The 20267-nt window shown below is 40.4% G+C and carries 22 protein-coding genes; 5 read left to right on the top strand and 17 right to left on the bottom strand.

Annotated features, from left to right (window positions below):
* Nucleotides 1–203 precede the first annotated feature (203 nt).
* Nucleotides 204–782 (bottom strand): YceI family protein, encoded by a 579-nt coding sequence (locus tag HFU86_RS14285; protein WP_036952050.1) that lies wholly within the window; start codon nucleotides 780–782, stop codon nucleotides 204–206.
* Nucleotides 783–795: 13 nt separating this feature from the next.
* Entirely contained in the window at nucleotides 796–1353 is a 558-nt protein-coding gene (locus tag HFU86_RS14290; RefSeq protein ID WP_036952053.1) for a cytochrome b, read from the bottom strand.
* Between the two features lie 433 nt (nucleotides 1354–1786).
* Between HFU86_RS14290 and HFU86_RS14295 the strand changes: the two genes are divergently transcribed.
* Entirely contained in the window at nucleotides 1787–2416 is a 630-nt protein-coding gene (locus HFU86_RS14295; protein WP_132496664.1) for a glutathione S-transferase family protein, read from the top strand.
* A gap of 87 nt (nucleotides 2417–2503) precedes the next feature.
* On the opposite strand, the gene HFU86_RS14300 is transcribed toward HFU86_RS14295, so the two are convergent.
* Nucleotides 2504–3124, bottom strand: a complete 621-nt coding sequence (locus HFU86_RS14300; RefSeq protein WP_036952061.1) for a malonate decarboxylase holo-ACP synthase — start codon at nucleotides 3122–3124, stop codon at nucleotides 2504–2506.
* A 223-nt stretch (nucleotides 3125–3347) separates the two neighbouring features.
* Between HFU86_RS14300 and HFU86_RS14305 the strand changes: the two genes are divergently transcribed.
* Entirely contained in the window at nucleotides 3348–4325 is a 978-nt protein-coding gene (locus HFU86_RS14305; RefSeq protein ID WP_036952064.1) for an FUSC family protein, read from the top strand.
* Between the two features lie 83 nt (nucleotides 4326–4408).
* Here the strand turns inward: HFU86_RS14305 and HFU86_RS14310 are convergent, their stop codons facing one another.
* Complete coding sequence (locus tag HFU86_RS14310) at nucleotides 4409–5101, bottom strand: DAPG hydrolase family protein (RefSeq protein ID WP_132496665.1); 693 nt, start codon at nucleotides 5099–5101, stop codon at nucleotides 4409–4411.
* Between the two features lie 104 nt (nucleotides 5102–5205).
* Between HFU86_RS14310 and HFU86_RS14315 the strand changes: the two genes are divergently transcribed.
* Entirely contained in the window at nucleotides 5206–5841 is a 636-nt protein-coding gene (locus tag HFU86_RS14315) for a TetR/AcrR family transcriptional regulator (protein ID WP_187129523.1), read from the top strand.
* Nucleotides 5842–5928: 87 nt separating this feature from the next.
* Nucleotides 5929–6570, top strand: a complete 642-nt coding sequence (locus HFU86_RS14320) for an NAD(P)-dependent oxidoreductase (protein WP_187129524.1) — start codon at nucleotides 5929–5931, stop codon at nucleotides 6568–6570.
* A gap of 492 nt (nucleotides 6571–7062) precedes the next feature.
* Here the strand turns inward: HFU86_RS14320 and HFU86_RS14325 are convergent, their stop codons facing one another.
* Nucleotides 7063–7317, bottom strand: a complete 255-nt coding sequence (locus HFU86_RS14325; RefSeq protein ID WP_036952076.1) for a helix-turn-helix domain-containing protein — start codon at nucleotides 7315–7317, stop codon at nucleotides 7063–7065.
* A 967-nt stretch (nucleotides 7318–8284) separates the two neighbouring features.
* Here HFU86_RS14325 and HFU86_RS14330 point away from each other — a divergent pair.
* Complete coding sequence (locus HFU86_RS14330) at nucleotides 8285–9169, top strand: helix-turn-helix domain-containing protein (protein ID WP_132496667.1); 885 nt, start codon at nucleotides 8285–8287, stop codon at nucleotides 9167–9169.
* A gap of 54 nt (nucleotides 9170–9223) precedes the next feature.
* Here HFU86_RS14330 and HFU86_RS14335 read toward each other — a convergent pair whose 3' ends face one another.
* From HFU86_RS14335 to HFU86_RS14390, 12 genes are all read right to left on the bottom strand, one after another.
* Nucleotides 9224–11266 carry a TonB-dependent copper receptor gene (locus tag HFU86_RS14335; protein ID WP_187129525.1) on the bottom strand — a complete coding sequence of 681 codons (2043 nt, stop codon included), beginning with the start codon at nucleotides 11264–11266 and terminating at the stop codon, nucleotides 9224–9226.
* Nucleotides 11267–11448: 182 nt separating this feature from the next.
* Complete coding sequence (locus HFU86_RS14340) at nucleotides 11449–11877, bottom strand: DUF2946 domain-containing protein (RefSeq protein WP_187129526.1); 429 nt, start codon at nucleotides 11875–11877, stop codon at nucleotides 11449–11451.
* Nucleotides 11878–12056: 179 nt separating this feature from the next.
* Nucleotides 12057–12935 (bottom strand): DMT family transporter, encoded by an 879-nt coding sequence (locus tag HFU86_RS14345; protein ID WP_187129527.1) that lies wholly within the window; start codon nucleotides 12933–12935, stop codon nucleotides 12057–12059.
* On the bottom strand, nucleotides 12925–13608 hold the full coding sequence (locus HFU86_RS14350; protein ID WP_222717617.1) for a hypothetical protein: 684 nt from the start codon (nucleotides 13606–13608) through the stop codon (nucleotides 12925–12927). The genes HFU86_RS14345 and HFU86_RS14350 overlap by 11 nt, the downstream gene beginning before the upstream one ends.
* Complete coding sequence (locus tag HFU86_RS14355; RefSeq protein WP_187129528.1) at nucleotides 13605–14720, bottom strand: ThiF family adenylyltransferase; 1116 nt, start codon at nucleotides 14718–14720, stop codon at nucleotides 13605–13607. Before HFU86_RS14355 ends, HFU86_RS14350 begins: the two co-directional genes overlap by 4 nt.
* A 52-nt stretch (nucleotides 14721–14772) precedes the next feature.
* On the bottom strand, nucleotides 14773–14862 hold the full coding sequence (locus HFU86_RS14360; protein WP_071992151.1) for a pantocin A family RiPP: 90 nt from the start codon (nucleotides 14860–14862) through the stop codon (nucleotides 14773–14775).
* A gap of 382 nt (nucleotides 14863–15244) precedes the next feature.
* Nucleotides 15245–16318, bottom strand: coding sequence for a cytochrome c-type biogenesis protein CcmH (locus tag HFU86_RS14365; protein WP_187129529.1), 1074 nt, complete (start codon nucleotides 16316–16318; stop codon nucleotides 15245–15247).
* The gene (dsbE, locus tag HFU86_RS14370; protein ID WP_187129530.1) at nucleotides 16315–16872 is read right to left on the bottom strand and encodes a thiol:disulfide interchange protein DsbE; all 558 of its coding nucleotides are present in this window, start codon (nucleotides 16870–16872) and stop codon (nucleotides 16315–16317) included. Before dsbE ends, HFU86_RS14365 begins: the two co-directional genes overlap by 4 nt.
* Nucleotides 16869–18800 (bottom strand): heme lyase CcmF/NrfE family subunit, encoded by a 1932-nt coding sequence (locus HFU86_RS14375; protein WP_187129531.1) that lies wholly within the window; start codon nucleotides 18798–18800, stop codon nucleotides 16869–16871. Before HFU86_RS14375 ends, dsbE begins: the two co-directional genes overlap by 4 nt.
* Nucleotides 18797–19276, bottom strand: coding sequence for a cytochrome c maturation protein CcmE (ccmE, locus tag HFU86_RS14380; protein ID WP_036952093.1), 480 nt, complete (start codon nucleotides 19274–19276; stop codon nucleotides 18797–18799). Before ccmE ends, HFU86_RS14375 begins: the two co-directional genes overlap by 4 nt.
* Nucleotides 19273–19485 (bottom strand): heme exporter protein CcmD, encoded by a 213-nt coding sequence (gene ccmD, locus HFU86_RS14385; RefSeq protein ID WP_036952095.1) that lies wholly within the window; start codon nucleotides 19483–19485, stop codon nucleotides 19273–19275. The genes ccmE and ccmD overlap by 4 nt, the downstream gene beginning before the upstream one ends.
* On the bottom strand, nucleotides 19485–20237 hold the full coding sequence (locus tag HFU86_RS14390) for a heme ABC transporter permease (protein ID WP_132496675.1): 753 nt from the start codon (nucleotides 20235–20237) through the stop codon (nucleotides 19485–19487). The genes ccmD and HFU86_RS14390 overlap by 1 nt, the downstream gene beginning before the upstream one ends.
* Between the last annotated feature and the right edge of the window lie 30 nt (nucleotides 20238–20267).

Genomic DNA, 20267 nt, shown 5'->3' on the forward strand with positions numbered 1-20267 from the left:
AAAAAACCAATACTCAATAATAAACTCTTATTATTATTCTAGTCGTGAATGCGACCATATCGCTATAGGAATAGGAGTAAATGCGAAGAAAAAAGCAGAAAATTAACAGTTCTAATCAGAATTAAGAATGAAAAAACCGCAGACACTTATTTCAGTCCCTGCGGTTTTGATAAATTGAAGGAAACGCATTTCAAAAATACGAATTACTTAACTTGAACACCTTCAACAGACAGCATTAACTCAACTTCTTGAGATTTAGGACCTAAATCAGATTTGATATTAAACTCTTTCAGTTTAATGTTCCCTTTCGCTTCGAAGCCTGCACGGTAGCCACCCCAAGGATCTTTACCTTCACCCGTTAATTTCGCATCTAAAGTGATTGGTTTTGTCACGCCGTTTAAGGTGAAGTCTCCTGTTACGAGGTATTTGTCACCCTCTTTTTTCACTTCTGTGGAGACAAATTTCGCTTCTGGGAATTTTGCTGCATTTAAGAAATCTGGGCTACGTAAATGCTTATCACGCTCTGCGTGGTTAGTGTCGATGCTGCCAGTTTTAATTGTCACTTCAACTTTATCTTTTGCAGGATCTTTCGCATCGTAAGTAAAGTTACCATCAAAATCTTTAAAGCTACCGTATAACCAGCTGTAGCCTAAATGCTGGATACGAAATTCAATAAAACCGTGTTGACCTTGTTTATCAAATTGATAATTTTCTGCCAGTGCAGATCCTGCTGATAATAATAAAGTACCCGCAGCAAGACCTAAAATAGATTTCTTCAACATAACTCTCTCCACGTTATTTATCGGGATTAAAACCCAACATTCTTTTTAAAGTAATATCACCATCAAAGAAATGGTGTTTTAAAGCTGCAAATGCATGCAGAACAGATAACAAAACAACAGCCCAAGCTAAATAAAGATGAATTTCACCTGCTGTATCCGCTTGTTCTGCTGCACCTGTAAATAATGCAGGCACTTCAAACCAACCAAATACACTTATTGCTTGTCCATCCGCAGTTGAAATTAAATAACCGCTGATCAAAATAGAGAATAAAATAATATAAATTAAAAGCTGAACCGTAATGGAAGCAAATTTCGTTAATTTGCTATAGCTCGATAACGGCTTAGGTGGTGGAGAAATAAATCGCCAAACCACACGAAAAAGCATGATAAAGAATAGCAACATTCCTATGCTTTTATGTATTTCAGGAGCTTGATGATACCAGGTGTCATAGTAGCCTAATGACACCATCCATAAGCCTAATGCAAACATTCCATATACGACAATTGCGACCAACCAATGAATGAGCAGCGAAAGATGCCCATAACGAGTGGCGTTATTTTTCCATTGCATAATTTAAAAACCATATAGTTTTAAAGGTAATTACTTGTTTTACCAAGTAGGAATAATCATAAGGTTAATCTGGCTTTATTCCTATCCCAAAGTTAAACAAATATTTTGTCGAAGATATTCAAATAGTATCATCATCATGATGAAAAATAGATGAATTCTATTTTTCTTATTACAAGCGTAAACCTTTAATAAAGAATCTTCTATTTATGTAAATAAATTACACCTAATAGCGCCTAAGATTATTTAATCTGCTGATTTTCTTATTACCCATCATAATATGATAGATGAATTTGTTATAAATATAGTTCAGCTTTTCTAAAATAGGTAGGTGAAATTTTTATTTCAATGAATAAATTAATCTAATTTTCTCTATTCCTGCTAAATTGGTACTCTGTCTATAGGTTGTTTTTTCTTTATTCTTAGAGGCTAGCGTATGTATACATTATGGATTGCCAACAAAAATTACTCTTCATGGTCTCTAAGACCTTGGATCCTGTTAAAAGCATTACAAATCCCTTTTGAAGAGAATATTTGCTTCTTCGAAAATGGCAAAAGTAGCCATGAAAAATTTAGCCGTTTTTCACCTTCAGGCTTAGTGCCATGCCTGATTGATGGCGATAAGACCATTTGGGACTCTTTGGCAATTTGTGAATATGTTGCCGAAGATTTCCCTCAAGTTTGGCCCACTGAAAAATCAGCGAGAGCCTGGGCTCGCAGCGCGAGTGCTGAAATGCATGCTGGTTTTACCGCACTACGCCAACAGTGTCCGATGAATGTGACAAGAAATGAGCCTCTCACTGAAATTTCACATGAACTACAAGGAAACCTAAATCGCATTCAGCAATTATGGCAGGAAGGTTTTGATAAATTTGAAGGACCTTGGTTAGCAGGAAAACACTTTACTGCCGTCGATGCATTTTTTGCACCCGTAGCATTTCGTATTCAAAGCTACCAATTAAAAGTCAATGAGCAGGCTCAACAATGGATTGAGCGCATTATTGCATTACCAGCGATGCAAGAGTGGAAGCGTGCCGCAGAAATCGAGCCGTCTATCGAGCACTAAAAAAACACCTGTACGAGCATCAAAATTAATTTTTGAGCAGTTTGAGTAATAAGTAGTTCCAAACTGCTCATTTTAATCACAAATCACCTAGAGGCTTTCATCCCAAGGATCGGCAGTCATCACATCCCCCGTTGGGGTATGCAGCGTTACTTGGTCATTTTTAAACCATTCCGCTAAAGAAAACCCACCTTTCGGTGTTTCCACATGAATATCAATTGGGCAATATGGCGTATTCGCTTTGATTGCAAACTGCGCAAAATCTTCTTTTTGCTGGCGAGTTGGGCATCGAATCACCACATCAAGGTCGCAATCTGTCAGCATACTTTGAATATCCGTCGCCAGTGTATAAGCACAGCTTCCCGTCACGCCCCATTTCCAAGGCCAATTATGCTGAGAAATTAGCAACAAAACTTGGATAGGCGGTAACGCAATAAACATCGAACGTTGCAGTTCAATGGAATTCGACACTAAAGATTCCACATTCATAATGTGCGTAATAGCCGATTTTGAAATTTGGGTCGTCACACGCTGATGAGGCTTAATACCGCGAATAGCCACAGTGAGTTGGTTTTCATCGGCTTTTTCTCGGTGCACAATAAGGGGTAGTTTACTGTTCCACTGCGTTTGAACCCACTCCGGCAGAGTATCAAGAGGGACATCGCTATTACTACCAACCCAAACAAAATCATGGGGATTAATTATTTGCATTTATTCTTCCTTATCATGACGACAAATTGCTCTCGCTCTGCGCTATTATGCATTTTTTCAGATAGATGAATACATTCACTCATAATCAACATCTTTATTTGTACCATTAAAAACAAAGGTTCATATGTTATTAAAGGGGAAATTTGTCTTCAAATAGCAATATGTTATCATAGAATACTCTTAATAATTAAAGAGTTAGACTACGAATTTTGAGCATCATAATATGAAGAAAATCCCTGCTATCCATGACGGAATTCTGTTCAGCAGCTGCTTAGTTTTAAGCGCTCTCACGGCATTTGCACTGATCGACGTTCAGGCCGCCATGTGGGCAGCATTTTCAACGCTCTACTCATTTAACCTATTTAATGCCGCTAAAGAATATAAAAATTACCTCTATACTGCTTTTTGGCTATCCATGATTTTAGTCGCTATCTATATTGGCGATACGCTACGCTTAGGCACTGGGTTTTATATTTATCTAGCGATATTCTCATTTATCTATTATCAGCTCTATGGCACAGATCCGATCATGGACTTAACTATGAAATTCATGATTATCATGTCCACCATTGGCACAATCTTGCCTGAAGTATCAAAAAGCCTGACCTTAGGTTTTTTAATTGGCAGTGGCGTTACCTTGCTCACCTATTATTTTCTCAGCCACAAAATGACTCGCCATTCCATTATTACGCCACTTACTGTGGAAAAAAATCTATTTACCCTACGTAAAAATATTATTCCACGATCAATGACCTATACCATTGGGTTGCTATTAACGTTGGCGATTCCTCGGATGGTAGACTTAGGGCATTTCTATTGGACATTGCTGACTTTCGTTTTTGTATTGCACCCAAAATCTGAAAGTATTGTGCGCATTACACTGCAACGGGTGGCGGGTAGCTTAATTTCCGTGTTATTCCTATTTCTATTATTTAATACTCCGTTGATGCCTTATATTGGGCTAGTGGCTATTTTAGTTTTCGCCTTTTTGCTGCCAATGAGTTTTCATCACGGCTATACCTTTATGACTTTTGTCGTCACCAGCCTAATCCTCTCCGTTCTTGAACAAGTGGTTTATTGGCGTCATCCTGTCTACACCTTACTATTTGACCGAGTTCTTGAAACTGCCTTAGGTGGGGCTATCGCTATCATTACCAGTATTATCTTGAAGCTATTTCGCGAAAAAAGCCCGGAGAGCTAACACTATTCGGAGGTATAGCGCTAACCATCCAGACTTTGTTTATACCTGACTATATTTATACATCCTCAGTACTTCGTACTACTTCACCATGGCAATGGTGCATTTTCCCCATTCGCGTGCTCACCGTAATACAACGACGGCAAGAAACGAGACAAATAGGTAAATTCGTTATAACAGTGGCGCATTAACTCTAATCCAATTTCATCGGACAGCTGTGTGCGCGGATCCTCAAGAGATGCGCCTAGCAAGAAACGGCTACGTAATACACAACCAAACTCAGTATCACGGGCTAGATGCATCATTTTCCCATCAATAGGATACCCTTTAGCATCCATTTCAATATGCTCACCAAAGCCAATCGAAGAGCAAACTGCACCGGAGATATGCCCCTCTTTGATGGCTTTTTCATAAGCTGAAGCCTCAAAGAAATCCGTTGGATCTCTAAACTTTAACTTCGCAGCAACGGGCGGGATCGCACCGAGAGATTCAACCGCATGGATGGAAGCGCCAATAAAACTTTGCCCTTTTTGCCATTTATCATCCCAGCCGTGATGTGCAACATGGTCATGGGGATGCCACCAGCGGATATGTTGCGTGGTTTCAAAAAAGGTAAACCACCACGCTAACATTCGGCCTTTACAACCATGCAAATCGGTACGAACGGCGACTGTTAATAACCCATTTTCATCACGCTCAATACCCATTTCCATACGTAACGGGTGTGGAAGTAGCAACTGATTTATGTCGTCAACTGCCCATGTTTGATTTGTTTTCATGATGACCTACCTATCTCGATTAATTAGGAAACTTATCTTGTTTCCAAATTAGTTTTGAGCTAAAATGAAAAAAAGTCAAGATAGCAAAATGAGGTAAGCCATTTATGTCAAACAACAGCGAGAAGAAGCCAAATCGAGGTCGCCCAAGTATTCCTGAGGCGCTTCTCAAAGAAAAAATCATGGATGCAGCGCTGAATTCACTACTTGAAGATGGATACCAACTCACCAGTATTGATAATGTGGCAAAACGTGCAGGAGTCGCTAAAAAAACTATTTATCGGTTTATGGAAAATCGTGAAGAGCTTGTTGAAAGAGTCGTCCTCAATTGGACGGATAGCTTTGTACCATTGTTTGAACAAAAAGCCACAACGCGCGATGAGCTATTTAACCTATTGCAGAATAATTTAGAAATTGTCGCAAAAACTGTTCTTTCCCAAGAAGCCGTTGGGCTGTATCGCTTATTACAAACGGATTTTGTGCACAAAGAATTGCTATTAGAAAAATACCAAAAAAACGGTATTGAGCGCAGTCGCCAATTACTCAATCAATGGTTAACCCACCATGCACAAGACGAAATTATCCAACAGCATGATTTTGCCATTATCAGCGATTTGATCCTCTCTATGGCGATAGCTGAACCATTACGGCAAATTTCATTAGGGCTCTCCCCGGCTGGGCTGACACCCGAGTTTCAGCAAAGGATCACCCATGTGATTGATTTTTGTCGCTCTAGAGTTTAGAGAAAAAAAAACCAAATACATTTTCATGCTCTATACTTTCATTAACATTCATCAAGCCTGACAAATGAAAGGCAGCTGGAGCTAAACATGAAAATATCGATCCTAGGAGCTACTGGTTTTGTCGGTAAAGCGTTGGTTTCTGAAGCCTTAATGCGTCATCATCAAGTTACTGCAATTTCTCGTCACAGCAATCAGCTCGCCCAACATGCTCATTTAATTGCTGAATCAGGAGATATTACGGATGTGGCATGGCTAACATCTCGGCTTAAAGGTCAAGATGTGGTGCTTAGCGCATTTAATGGAGGATGGAGTAACCCTAATCTGTACCGCGATACGGTTGCAGGTAACCAAGCAATCTTAGATGCCGTAAAAAGAGCGGGTGTAAAACGATTTATTGTAGTTGGTGGTGCCGGCAGTTTAGAAATCGCCCCCGGTGTTTTATTGCTCGACTCCCCCGATTTTCCAGCCAATATTTGGCCTGGAGCCCAAGCTGTCAAAGAATTTAAAACGACGTTGGAATCTATCGATAGCTTAGATTGGACATTTGTTTCTCCTGCCGCGATGCTTGAAGATGGCGCTCGGACAGAAACATTTCGCCTTGGTGGAAAACAGCTATTAATGAATGGTAATACTCCCGCAAAAATATCCGTTCAGGATTTAGCGGTAGCGATATTAGATGAGGTAGAGCGACCACAATTTATTCGTCAGCAGTTTACAGCTGCATATTAATAACAAATGGATTCCGAGTAAATCATGACTAAATGTATCTGTTTATTTGTTTAACATAAAAAGTAATACAATCATTAACGTTTAATGAATATTCGTATATTCCCGTATAAAAACATGGCTACTCACTTATAAATAATTAAATTAAGATTATTATTTAAATAAAGTTAAGTTTAGCTATCAATATAATTTAAACTTGTGCGTTATTAATTCATATTGAGACTGGAGTTTTATTTTATTTTTAGATGCGATGATTTTGATGAGCTTTATGAGATTATTCATAATAGGCAGTTATTACATGCAGATATAATCTAAAAGCAGAGTATTAAGCCGGAAGAAACAACCTATAATAGTAAAACAGATAATCTCTTCCGGTCAGACGATTAAATTCATGGAATCCCTTTGATCAAAGCAGGGTCAAAAATAGAGAATTTTTGCTTTCCTAGTGATAGCTAACTATTAAAAATAAAGAAAAAACATAACATACTGATATTTTTAATGAAGTGTACTACGAGCGCCACTATTTATGTTTACAACACCATATAAGAATGATGCGGGTTCCAAGTTAAATAAATAGGCAAATTGAAAAAGTGAATCAACATCAATGCAGCTTTCTCCACTCTCGAAACGATTCATTTCATCTTCAGAAACACCAATTAAATCGGCCGCTTGCTGAATACTCATTTTATGACTTTCTCTTTGCATACGGATCTTAATCCCTAGCTTTTTCGCAATTTCATTTTCATTCATAAATGCTCCTTTTACTATTAGATTGAATACCAATTATGAGGGCAGCTAAATTATCATCACACCAAGTTTAATTAATTGACTTATGTTAATAAAACACGACATACATCACATCATTTAGTGACACTCATAAATAGATATTTTTCACTTAAAACTGCAATTGGTTGATTTAAATTACAAATAAAACCAATAATCCATGTAATATAAAAATAAAAGCGTGATAGCAATCACATAAAATTCAGATTAATACCTGTGTATATTTACTTATTATGCCTATCAAATAATGACGCAAAAATTTAATTACTCATTTAATGATGGTCTGCAGCATATAGCTATATTACAAAATCACAAAAACAATGATCAAGGATTATCTTAACTTTTTTCAAATAATGATAGCTTACGTTTATATACTTAAATTTATTCTTATATTTTAAATCATCTACTAATGACATATTCACTTAAACAACATGCAATATCATAATAATAACTGACTAAATCATCTATCACTATCAGAATAATTTTTTATCATTTATTTAACTTTTCTCAAATAACTCATTTTATCATACAAAATATGAATATTAATGAATGATAATTGAATTATATTCACACCAACTGAATCGAGTAACCTATTGAATATTTGCTTTAATTCTATTCATTTGTTAAACACTTTAATTCTATTTATATGAATAGTATTTTCTTTGCATAAAGACTGAGTTAACAAAAAATGCGCTGTAGACTATCAAAAAATTCAGCGTATTCCTAATACGTTACCTCTGTTTAATAGCCTAACCAACCATCATTTCGAGTGTAAAAACCCAATTAAAACTTACCTAACTTCACATTGCATATAAAAAAATTGCCAGTAGACATGCTATCCTATGTTCAATTACGATGAGTTTTATCTAACTTTAATGCTCAGATTTGGCGCTTAATAATAACGCCTGTTGTAAAAGTGACTGGAAAGGTAACCATGCTACAAGAAAGTGTTATCAGGGAAATTATTCTCTGGATCGAACAAAATTTAGAGTCACGGCTCTCCCTTGATACCGTGGCTGATAAATCTGGATACACTAAATGGCACTTTCAACGATTATTTAAAGCCCAAACAGGTCTTGCGTTAGGTGCTTATATTCGCGCTCGTCGTTTATCCTGTTCTGCGGTTGCTTTACGTTTAACAAGCGATAGCATCATGGATATTTCACTACGTTATCGATTTGATTCTCAACAAACTTTTTGCCGTGCATTCAAGAAACAATTTGGTGTAACGCCTTCAGAATATCGTAAACGCTCAGGCTGGCATATTGAAGGGTTCTGCCTTCCTCTGCGTGAAAGTAAAGAGCTTGAAGCTCATGTGGAATTAGTTGAGTTGAAAGAGATCCACTTAGTAGGAATGACTCATCGCTACACACAAGGCATTAACGAGTGGAACTTAAAAACTGAAGAGTTACGACGCCAGTATTGGAAAAACTTTTTAGATAAAAACAAGATTGTTGCCAAAAACTTGTATGCTATCCACGGAGTTGATAAAAGCTCCGATGAAGAAGGCCGCTTCCTCTATTCCACTGCATTTGATGAAAACGATCTTGATGTTATGCCACCATTTACTAAAAAATTGATGGTGCCTGCCGGCAATTATTTGCAAATTAAATTTATCGGTAACTTACAAGGTACTGACTATAACGACATTATTTATACCGTTTATGGAAAAGTGCTCGCCGAGATGGATATTGCTCGCGGCTTAGGCGCTGATATCGAACATTATGTTTTAAAATCAACGCCAACTTATGAGGATTTTACTAGCCACCCTCATACTTACATCCAAGAGCTGAATTACTATATTCCTGTGATTACATAAAAACTAACAACCCGCTTTTACACGGGTTGTTAGCTTCATTCAGTACTGAATAAATTAGAACGTGACGTTCAATTTACCCCAGAATGTTCGACCTGGCTCATTTACAGGGCTATTGGACGAATAACCAAATCCGCTATTACCTGCTAAGTTCAAGTGCTCACTGTAGGTTTTATCAAACAAGTTATCAACACCCGCACTCAGTTTTACACTTTCATTAATACGGTATGCAGTATTCATCGAAAATACTGTAAAGCCTGCACTTTCGCTGAAGTCTTTTCCGACAACGTTACCTTCGTTGATTGCCACGCGATCTTGGCGACTCACCATGCGCACCAACCCCGTCGTTGTCCAATCACCTTTCTCCCACGTTAAGCCTAAACGGCTTTCCAACGGTGGCATTTGAGGCAGTGCACGTCCATCAGTTCTATTTTTTCCCCAAGAATACGCAAGGCTTGCATCGGCTTTCCACTCATCACTCAGCTGATAAGCGACGCCCATTTCACCGCCCATGATCATCGCATTGACGTTTTCAACTTGGCTCATTCTGGCGTTAGTTGGGCTATAGCGGAATAAAATAAAATCATCAACGCGCCCTACATAAGCAGAAATCCATGCATTGGCTTTATCATCATTGTATTTCGCACCAATATCTAACTGTGTCGTTTTCTCGGTTTTCACGTTGTCGAAAACATTTTTGCTGCCATTCGGACCCATTTTTGGCGAGAATAACTCCCAATAATCTGGGAATCTTTCTGTATATCCTACCCCTGCGTATAACATCACTGGCGTTTCAGGTAATGCATGTTCATAGCGAACGAACCCTGCTGGCATGACTGTGTTACGACCGGATGACCCTACATCGGTGTAATTATCCACCAATACGCGGTCTAAACGTCCACCACCAATCACCTTACCTTGCTCGCTCGCCGTCCAAGTGACCTCACTAAATACCCCATAATCTTGGAATTCAGCATCTTTTTTCCAGCTATTATTGCTGTTTTTACGGTGTTTATTAATCTGCATATCTGCACCAGCACGCAGCTCATAATCACTCCATAACCACGTCCCCATGACTCGACCGCCCATCGTCTCGCGGTCAACACGCATTTTCATTGGCATATTCATCATCATACCGTGCCCGCCATGGCCACCGCCCATATGCCCACCGCCAGATCCCATTGTGCTCGTTGGGCTACGCAGTGAATAGTTATCCATAATATGGTCGGCGTAGTTGTAGTAAACATTCCCTTCGATTTTATCGAATACCTCACCGATATTGCTTTTCTCGAAACGTAATCCTAAGCTTTCACGCTTGAATTGAGAGCCATCCATTCCTCGCCCTGCATATCGCGCTTCACCATCACCTTTCCCTGCGGAAAGCTCGAATAATGTGTATTCATCTGGCGTCCAGCCTACTGCAACGTCCGCATTCCATTTATCCCATTTAGACGGTACTTTGTTCCCGTTACCATCTTTATAGTCATTAGAGCGAGATTTATTGCCCGTCAGGCGTACATAGCCTTTCTCATTGCCCAAGCTCACATCCGCATTAGCATCCCAACGCTGGTTCGATGCCGTCAATGCACTCGCATTACCTTGAATGCCCCCCTTGGTAAAGATAGGTTTTTCACGCTCAAAACGCACCGTTCCCGCCGAGTTTCCAGGTCCCCATAATACGGTTTGTGGACCTTTCACCATGGTGAGCAAGTCAAAGTTTTCCGGTGAAATATAGGATGTCGGCGCATCCATACGGGAAGGACACGCTCCCAACATTTCACTGTCATTCGTCATGATCTTAAGACGAGAACCAAACATGCCACGAAAAACAGGGTCGCCATTTGTGCCACCGTTACGGATTTGGGAAAAACCGGGGATTGTTTTCAAGTAATCAGAGCCATCACTCGCAGGTACTGGCTGTCTTGGGGTTTTCGGCGATGTTGAAATAGTTAACGGTGAGTCCACTGGCGCGGTGACAATCATCACTGAGCTATCGGTGATTGAGTTTTGATTTTCTTCTTTAGCGAAAGTGGATGTTGATGCGATAGCCGAAATCACCAGCGCAGTCACAGGTGCAAATTTAAAATTAATTGAGTTCATTTTTAGCCTATTTTTATCTGTTTCTTACTGCTATTGGCTCAAGGAGTTAATGACCACTCAGCTTTTTTTTGAAAAACAGCCTAGCCTCCTGAAGATGAAGCTCAATTTCAGGATAAACGAAGTGGTTTTGTCCATTGAAGACAAAATGCAGTTTTAAATTACGTTAAATAAAGAAATAAGAATCAATAGGATGTGGGAGGTGCTCGAGCTAGCTGTAATGACCAAGGACGGAAAATTCGTAATTGAATACAACGTTCGAAAGGAACAAAGATAGCGAGGGTTGCTAATTGGCGGATCACCGCAGCAACAAATAAAATCAAAAATGGGAAGTGAGCAAGTAGTTGGCAGTAACCACACGCGATGTCTTCCATCGGTGATTGCCCGATTCCCGTCATCAGCATATGGTTCATCGCACCGCCATCTTCGCAATGTTCAGACAATGGCATTTCTTGATGCTGCTGCATCGAATGCTCCGCCATTTCCCCATGCCCCATTGAGCAATCGTTCATGTGTGACATTGATTTTGAAATCAATGGCGCAACGAACAACATCGCAACAGCGAGTAAGGCAAGGTAAGCGGCAAATTGTCGAATCGCGTGACGTAAATGCAACGGTTTTCCGGTGTTTCATAGCCTATAGATGGGCGCAGATTGTATCTTAATAAGAGGCTTATTGTTATTGTTTTTTGGCATTATTGTTAAGGCAAAATGCAGCTCGCAAGCCTGACAAAAAAACTAACTAACTTGGGTTAAGCAATACAGAGTTAATTAATATTGGTAAAATGTACCCGTTAGTTTTTCTTCTTCAAAAAGACTAAAGCAACACTAGTAAAAATCAAAACCATTCCAATCAACATATTCACGTTTATTGCTTCACCTAAGTAGTAATACGAAATAAGCACACTCATCATCGGTGAAATAAGAATCGAATAAGACGATAGTTCAGCCCCGCCATTATCAATCATGTAAAACCATAAAATGTAAACTAATACCCCATTTGCTACACCGATAAAAATCACGGGAATCAGCAATTCCGTCATCAATCTATGGTAACTCAATCCATAGCTTGTCAGATCTAAATTGACAGATAGAAACATCGTAAAAATCAATATAATCAAAAATGAAGTGATATTTTGATAAAGCACCTTTGAAAAAACATCAACGCTGACGGCAATGTGTCCTGATAGAAAGGTTCCTAGCGCCCATGCAAATGCACTCAACAATATAATCACTTCACCATAGCTCATCGCATCAAATGAGGTAAAAAACAGAATTCCAAGCCCACAAAGTACCGAGACAACCAACGAGTTCAAGATTATCTTCCGCTGGCTTATCATCACAAAGCAAGACGTTATTGCTGGCATGGTATAGACCAATACCGATGCCTTAACGGAGTCCGTAAATTGGAGCGCAATGTTGTTTAATATTGGCACGAGGAACATATTTAAAATGCCAAGAGGAATGCAACGAATAAAATGACTCACTATAAATTGCTTTTTGTATATAAAGAAAAATACAAATAACAGCACCAGCAAAGCTATCAATGAGGAATAGAATCGGAATACCCATGCCCCAACAATTCCAATACCGATTTTCGAGATCGGAAACCCCATCCCCCACAGTATAGATATTATCGCTGCAAATATAATGACCGTATTTTTATGCGTCATATCGAGCAACCACCGCCATTCTTTTAGAGCCTCTAACACCTACCGAACTCACCATTGAGACAAAATGGGGAATGCTTTTTTCTCCCGTATCAATAATTAATGTACTCAAATACGTTGGTACTAATGCTTCTATGATGTTTTCTTTCTGTTTATCCAAAATAAAAGTCAAGCCACCATGGTTATGTTCCCAACCTTTCGTAAAGTTAATGACAATATTAATGCAGGAACCTGAGTCGCAGTGTGTGGTTAGGAAATCCCCTAAATCAAACCAGCTTAAATAACATAGCGATAATGTATTGATACTTTTTTTCGTTATTTCAGACAGAAAGGATTTGAATTCTGTGCTATCTAAAAAGGTCTTAATCGCTAAAAAAGATGACACTGACTTTCTTTGTTGGTTATCAGTTATTCGCTTAAATGAATAGCAAAAATTCCCTTGGTGATATTCTTGTAGTGCTTTTTCTCTTTCTTGTTCTATCTCAAGCTTAGAGTGCTTATTTTTATAGTAATCCACTGGAGCAAATTTATTTTTTATAATAAATGACCATTCAGCATCATTAATATCAAGAAAATCATCATAAAATTTATCTAACTCTGAAAAGTATTGTTCGATAGGAAACTGAACATATCCTTTGTTATTAAAACTATTAGTTAACTTATGAATTTCCCTCACAAAAGCTCCTCAGTCATTTTAAAGTCTCTTAGCGAAAAGAATATTTTCCTATTTTTCAATACCACATCATCATAGCCAGTAATTAACTTAACAATTTGGTCTGTTACTAATCCTGACATGACCGCAAGAGATGGCGTACTTTGCCAAGCGTTTACTTTTCTCTTGCCATTTAAAAACTGGTGTTTCATTCTTGCTAATTGAAATTTTTCAACTTCATGATTCTGGCTATAGAATTTATTTCTAATATTATTTTTTACCGCATGATAGCCTGAATTGTACCCATCATTTAAATAAATAGGTCCAACTGAAATGTCTAAAGGATCTCCCCCCAATTCAATTACCGGTATTTCTTTTTCATGGGCGATATCATGAATAACACCTTCAACTGTATTTTTTTTAAAATAACCTAAACTAGCCCATGCAATTAAAATGACATCTACGCCATCTAAAACTTCCATCAACCGATCTCTATCTATCGTTGCAAACTCATTGTACTTCTCAACCTTGGTATATCTATTATGCCGTTTAATACCTATTTCAGCAGCTTCAACTTTTGCGCTTCCAATATCATCAAAAGTATAAAGAACTTGTCTATTTAAGTTAGAAAGCTCAACCACATCACCGTCTACCAACCTCAATGTGCCTATACCTAACATAGCTAACTGCATTGCGCACCACGTACCCCATCCTCCCATACCTAGAATCAAAACTCGGCTATTTTTGAGTTTTTCTTGGTACTTTAAACCACCCACTTTTTGACTATCAATTAACGAAAATTGTAATAACTGCCTATCATATAAATTTATTTCTTGTTGACTAAGAATATCCGAATAAGTATCTGAAATTTCAATAACGCCTAACTGATTAAGCTTATTAATAAACTCAATAATACATTCTTTATCAACGTTAAATCCTAAAGATTTCAATTCCTTTACTATTCTGGGAATAGTATGCTCTCCATCAAGTTTGGGTAATAACGATAGTACCCACCCTTCCGGACTTTTAATAATACAACCCTTTTGAGGTATTTCCCCTATGCAAATATCGCCATCATCAGATATTAAAATATGATGTGAGCATTTAATTAATGGTTTTAGTAGCGAAAAATCCATATTTAGCCTCCATTAAGAAAAGCCGCAATTAGCGGCTATTCAATATAACTTATTATTCTAATTCGATAGATTCATCTTCGTTGTACATCGCATTTTCTTCATTAATAGCAGAAACACGTTCATTAAGAATGACAAATTCCATAAAGATCACCTCATGTGTTATTTAAGATAAAGTTTCAACAAACTACGCATTAAAATTAATTAACAAAATAGCATGCTGTCAACATTTATTTAAGAAATGAAAAACATAGATATATAAACATCTATTTATATATAGAATCATTTATATCAGTCACTCTAGTAAATTACTTAATGCTTTGATAATAAATAGATTTAAATAACAATCATAATAAATCAATAAAATACAGACGCTTTTTTATAATAGAACATCTAAATAATATAATTTTAAAAAACCATTTAGTTTTAAAAGAACGCCAATACTACATTACATCCTTATATCAAAAATAAAGGGAGCCTAAGCTCCCTTTATTCAATCACATTAATGCCAGATGCCCTGAAAAGCGTTATTTACCTTCCGGTGTCTCTTTCTTCTCATGCAGCATCATCAGCGATTGCTCGACACTGCGCTCAATAATCGCTCTACGCTGATCATTCTCAGGCAACAGCTTTAACATCATCTGCCAAGCCGAAATTGCTTCGGGATAACGCCCTTGTTCGAACGCATTAAACGCAAATATACTGAGCGCTTTAACGTTAGTTCGGTTCTTCGCAATCAGCTTTTTGAGTAGCTCATTACCTTCTTGGTTATCACTTGGGTCTGACGAACGGGTTAATACCTCCGCATAGCCTAATGCGACGGCATCATCGTCAGGGGATAAGCGGTAAGCGCGACCATAAGCATCGGTTGCCATGGTTGCGTTACCTAATACCATCCCAATGCGACCAAGCATCACCCAGCCATCAATATTTTGTGGATCCTCTTGAAGGCGAGTACGCAAACCTAAAGCCAAATTCTCCATCTCTTCATTATTCAGTGGAAGCTCATTGGCATTCAGCGCTCTATCTAACAATGCTGGCGCTTGCTGATAAGCCACATTCCAATCTTTCACTTTGCTGTAGCTACCCACTTCATAATACGCAGCACCTGCAACACCCAGCGCTATCACAATGCCAGGAACATACACCCAAGCACTCACACGGCTCGCTTCAGGCAACGACTCGTCATCATCGTTTTGAGCGACTTGGCTGGCTCTGACACGTTTTTTAGAACGGGCGTAAATCAACCATCCTCCGACGACGATAGCCACAAATGGCATCCCCCATAACATCACGGTCAGCGGCGTTAATGGCGGGTTATACGTCACGAAATAACCATATCTCGCCACCATATAATCGACGATTTCATCGCGGCTTTTCCCCTCTTGCATCAGCTCATACACTTTCTGGCGCAAATCGAGAGCGATCATCGAGTTAGAATCAGCAATGCTGTTGTTTTGGCATTTCGGGCAACGTAACTCTTCCGTTAGTTTACGAAATTGCTGCTCTTGCTGTTCATTTTCGAATGTGAAAACTTCTGTAGAAGCCAAGCTTACACCTGCGCTGAGCGCCCACATCATCAAGGCAATCACATATTTCATTGATTTGCCTCCTTGCTATAGCGATCCCACAGCGGCTTCAGCTCGTTTTGCCAAACTCGTTCATCGACCGCACCGGCGTGGCGATAACGAATAATCCCTTGCCCATCAATTAAGAAGGTTTCAGGCGCGCCATACACACCGAGATCAAGTCCCAGCATGCCTTGCCCGTCGAATAAACTTAATGCGTATGGATTACCCAATTCTCGCAGCCAGCTGATCGCTTTTTGGCGATCATCTTTATAATTCATCCCCACAACGCGGATCCCTTGCGATGCTAACTGATTCAAATATTGGTGCTCAGCACGGCAAGTCGGGCACCATGTCGCCCAGACATTCAATAAGATAGGTTGCCCTTGGATCAGTACCTTAGTGTCATATTCCTGCCCCGGATTTTCCAAGGATTCCAAACGGAAAACAGGCACTGGCTTACCAATCAAGGCAGACTCTAACAAGCGGGGATCATCCCCTTCCGCATTACGAACCAATTGCCATAACAGAACGGCAGCAATCGCCGCAAAGATAACAAAAGGAATTAAAAAGACTTTGCGATTCATACAGCTTCCCCTTGTAGCTTGCGACGACGATAACGCGAGTCAAACAGGCAGCATAGCGCGCCTACTGCCATAAATACGCCACCCGCCCATATCCAGCGGACAAACGGTTTATAGTATAAACGCAGTGTCCACACATTTGGGGAGATCTCCTCACCCAGGGCCGCGTATAAATCACGGGTGATCCCGCCATCAATAGCGGCTTCTGTCATCACTGCACGGCTGGTGCTATAAAAACGTTTTTCTGGATGCAACGTGGTGAGCACCTTGTCATTCTCTTTCACCGTGATAGTACCAATCACCCCTTGATAGTTTGGCCCATCCGCTTCATGCACCCCATTAAATACAAAGGTATATCCACGAATAGCAATGCTATCATCCGGCTTCATTTTCACATCACGTTCAATACTGTAATTCTGGCTAAAGGCGATCCCCACGATAGTCACCGCCAAACCAAGGTGGGCCAGTACCATTCCCCAATAGCTTGAGGTCAGTTTAATTTTTTTACTGATGCGCACCTTCATTTCAGCGAAGGCCAAAATAACAATCCAGCACGCCATCATTAAGCCCAGCACTGTCAGCGCTTCGACTCTGTCTTGCATTAGCCAAGGCAGCAAGAAAGAGAGAATGAGTGTCAGCACTAACGCTATTAGCAGCAATTTGCGAATAGCCGAAGGACGATCACGTCCCCAGCGCACTAGCGGTCCAATACCCAGTAACAGCGCAAAAGGTACCATCAAGGCAATAAACATAGTGTTGAAGAACGGTTCACCAATCGAAATCGTTCCCAAACCAATTTGTTTATGGACAAGCGGTAGCAATGTGCCTAACAACACCACCAACATGGCGGCGGTTAAAATCACGTTATTCCCTAATAGCAGGGATTCACGGGACCATAATGCGTTGTTCACCTTAGAACGTACTTTATGACCGCGTATTGCAAAGATTAATAGCGAGCCGCCAATCACCAACACCATAAAGGCAAGAATAAACAGCCCTCGAGCGGGGTCAGAAGCAAAAGCGTGCACCGAAACTAATACGCCTGAACGGACTAAGAATGTACCCAATAAGCACAGTGAGAAGGCAAATATCGACAATAATAGCGACCATGCTTTGAAGGTGGCTCGCTGCTCAGTGACTGACAATGAGTGGATTAAAGCAGTTCCCACTAACCACGGCATAAACGAGGCGTTTTCTACCGGATCCCAGAACCACCAGCCACCCCAACCTAACTCGTAGTATGCCCACGCCGACCCTAACATAATTCCCAGTGTTAAGAAGAACCATGCTGCTAGCGTCCAAGGGCGTGCAAAACGGGTAAAGGAGCTATCTAAGCGCCCACTGAGTAATGCGGCGATCGCGAAGGCAAAGGCCACCGAGAAGCCCACATAGCCCATGTACAGTAATGGCGGGTGGAAAATCAGTCCCGGGTCTTGCAGCAGTGGGTTTAAGTCACGACCTTCAATCGGGAAGGAGGGCAAGGTGCGAGAGAATGGGTTTGAGGTAAAAATGATAAACAGCAAAAAGCCGACGCTCACCATACCCATTACCGCGAGCACTCGCGCCACAATATCCAGAGGCATACGGTAACTGAATAACGCCACCGCAAATGTCCAGCCGCTCATGAGCAGTACCCACAGCAATAGAGACCCTTCATGAGCGCCCCATGTTGCCGCCACACGGTACCAAATCGGTAATTGCGTGTTGGAGTTATTTGCCACGTAAGTGACAGAGAAATCATTTACCACAAAGGCATTAATTAAGACTAAAAATGCCCCTGCGATAAACAGGAAAAGCAGCCAAGCTAGTGGTCTAGATGCCGCCATCAGGCGGGCATCATTACGTGCCACACCCCACAGAGGATAAAAAGAGAGTAATACAGAGACCCCTAATGCTAAACACAGCAGGATATTACCAATCTCAGGGATCATGATGCATTGTCCTTATACATTGCAGCAGGACGTTTATGGTTTTCTTGCATCGCTTGCTCAATTTCTGGTGGCGTGTAGTTTTCATCATGTTTGGCTAACACTTCTTTCGCCATCACATGGTTATTCGGTTCTAATTCCCCTTGCACCACCACACCTTGACCCTCTTTGAATAAATCAGGCAAGATACCGTCATAGCTCACGTCAATTTCGGCTTCCGCATCATAAACGGTAAAAGTCACTTTCAGTGAGTCTGGGTCGCGCACAACGGAGCCTGGCATCACCATGCCACCCACGCGTAAACGCTGCCCGACTTCAGGCACTTTTTGCGTTTCTCGCTTCCCGTAAATCACTTCACCGGGGGTATAAAACAGGTCGATACTGGAACTTAAGGCATATAGCACCAATGAAAAAGTCAGCCCAACACCTAAAATAATGGATGAAACCAACCACAGTCGGTTACGGCGACGAATATTCACATCCCCTCCCTGCGCGCTCTAGCGGCTTTTTGTCTTGCTTCTCGCGCTTGTTGCTGAACAATCGCGCTAAAAATCATTTTTCGTTGAATATAGGTATGGATACACAATGCTGCTAATGGCAAAAGGGTTAGCGCAACCGCTAACCAAACATAAAATCCATATCCACCCATGGCGATGAAGTCACTCCAAGAGGCAAATGCACTATTCATTATGATTTCCTCCCATGGCTATTTCCTCGCTTAGTCATTAGTTCCAGTACCCAAGGTCGGTTACGCTCTAACATTAACAGTTGGTTACGCAGACGAATTAGTGTCAACGAAATAAACAGGAATAAATACCCCAGAATAGCTAAACGTAATGGTGTACGCATCGCTGGGTTAATGCTTTCTTGCATACGTGTTGATGGTTGATGCAGGGTTTGCCACCACTCAACTGAGTAGTGAATAATCGGCAAATTGATCACCCCAATTAACACTAAAATGGCAGCCGCTTTTCCTGCTGTACGGCGGTCATCAAATGCGTGCCACAGGGCAATGACCCCAACATATAAGAATAACAGGATCAATTCAGATGTCAGGCGCGCATCCCATACCCACCAAGCTCCCCACATTGGCTTACCCCATGTGGCGCCGGTGACAAGCGCGATAAAGGTGAATACAGCGCCGACGGGCGCCATTGCAGCAATAGCTAACTCAGAAATTTTCATCTGCCACACAAGACCGATGAACGCCGTGATAGCCATAGTCGCATAAATCCCCATTGACCACATGGCCGCGGGGACGTGAATATAGATGATCCGGTAGCTATCACTCTGTGTTTTATCGGTTGGTGCAAAACCAAAGCCCCAAACCCAGCCCACCGCCAGAAAGATCACACTTAACACAATGAACCATGGAGCCAGTCGTCCACATATTCTATATAAGTTCATTGGAATTGCTAATTGGTGAAGCTTTTTCCACATAGTTAATAGCCCCGATTTATCTCACAAAAT

It is taken from the genome of Providencia sp. JUb39, from assembly GCF_012272845.1.
GTDB classification, from domain to species: Bacteria; Pseudomonadota; Gammaproteobacteria; order Enterobacterales; family Enterobacteriaceae; genus Providencia; species Providencia lanzhouensis.

Excerpts from the sequence above, each read along its gene's own strand:
- HFU86_RS14285 (WP_036952050.1), bottom strand. The coding sequence starts at position 782 with ATGTTGAAGAAATCTATTTTAGGTCTTGCTGCGGGTACTTTATTATTA.
- HFU86_RS14290 (WP_036952053.1), bottom strand. The coding sequence starts at position 1,353 with ATGCAATGGAAAAATAACGCCACTCGTTATGGGCATCTTTCGCTGCTC.
- HFU86_RS14295 (WP_132496664.1), top strand. The coding sequence starts at position 1,787 with ATGTATACATTATGGATTGCCAACAAAAATTACTCTTCATGGTCTCTA.
- HFU86_RS14300 (WP_036952061.1), bottom strand. The coding sequence starts at position 3,124 with ATGCAAATAATTAATCCCCATGATTTTGTTTGGGTTGGTAGTAATAGC.
- HFU86_RS14305 (WP_036952064.1), top strand. The coding sequence starts at position 3,348 with ATGAAGAAAATCCCTGCTATCCATGACGGAATTCTGTTCAGCAGCTGC.
- HFU86_RS14310 (WP_132496665.1), bottom strand. The coding sequence starts at position 5,101 with ATGAAAACAAATCAAACATGGGCAGTTGACGACATAAATCAGTTGCTA.
- HFU86_RS14315 (WP_187129523.1), top strand. The coding sequence starts at position 5,206 with ATGTCAAACAACAGCGAGAAGAAGCCAAATCGAGGTCGCCCAAGTATT.
- HFU86_RS14320 (WP_187129524.1), top strand. The coding sequence starts at position 5,929 with ATGAAAATATCGATCCTAGGAGCTACTGGTTTTGTCGGTAAAGCGTTG.
- HFU86_RS14325 (WP_036952076.1), bottom strand. The coding sequence starts at position 7,317 with ATGAATGAAAATGAAATTGCGAAAAAGCTAGGGATTAAGATCCGTATG.
- HFU86_RS14330 (WP_132496667.1), top strand. The coding sequence starts at position 8,285 with ATGCTACAAGAAAGTGTTATCAGGGAAATTATTCTCTGGATCGAACAA.
- HFU86_RS14335 (WP_187129525.1), bottom strand. The coding sequence starts at position 11,266 with ATGAACTCAATTAATTTTAAATTTGCACCTGTGACTGCGCTGGTGATT.
- HFU86_RS14345 (WP_187129527.1), bottom strand. The coding sequence starts at position 12,935 with ATGACGCATAAAAATACGGTCATTATATTTGCAGCGATAATATCTATA.
- HFU86_RS14355 (WP_187129528.1), bottom strand. The coding sequence starts at position 14,720 with ATGGATTTTTCGCTACTAAAACCATTAATTAAATGCTCACATCATATT.
- HFU86_RS14360 (WP_071992151.1), bottom strand. The coding sequence starts at position 14,862 with ATGGAATTTGTCATTCTTAATGAACGTGTTTCTGCTATTAATGAAGAA.
- HFU86_RS14365 (WP_187129529.1), bottom strand. The coding sequence starts at position 16,318 with ATGAAATATGTGATTGCCTTGATGATGTGGGCGCTCAGCGCAGGTGTA.
- dsbE (WP_187129530.1), bottom strand. The coding sequence starts at position 16,872 with ATGAATCGCAAAGTCTTTTTAATTCCTTTTGTTATCTTTGCGGCGATT.
- HFU86_RS14375 (WP_187129531.1), bottom strand. The coding sequence starts at position 18,800 with ATGATCCCTGAGATTGGTAATATCCTGCTGTGTTTAGCATTAGGGGTC.
- ccmD (WP_036952095.1), bottom strand. The coding sequence starts at position 19,485 with ATGAATAGTGCATTTGCCTCTTGGAGTGACTTCATCGCCATGGGTGGA.
- HFU86_RS14390 (WP_132496675.1), bottom strand. The coding sequence starts at position 20,237 with ATGTGGAAAAAGCTTCACCAATTAGCAATTCCAATGAACTTATATAGA.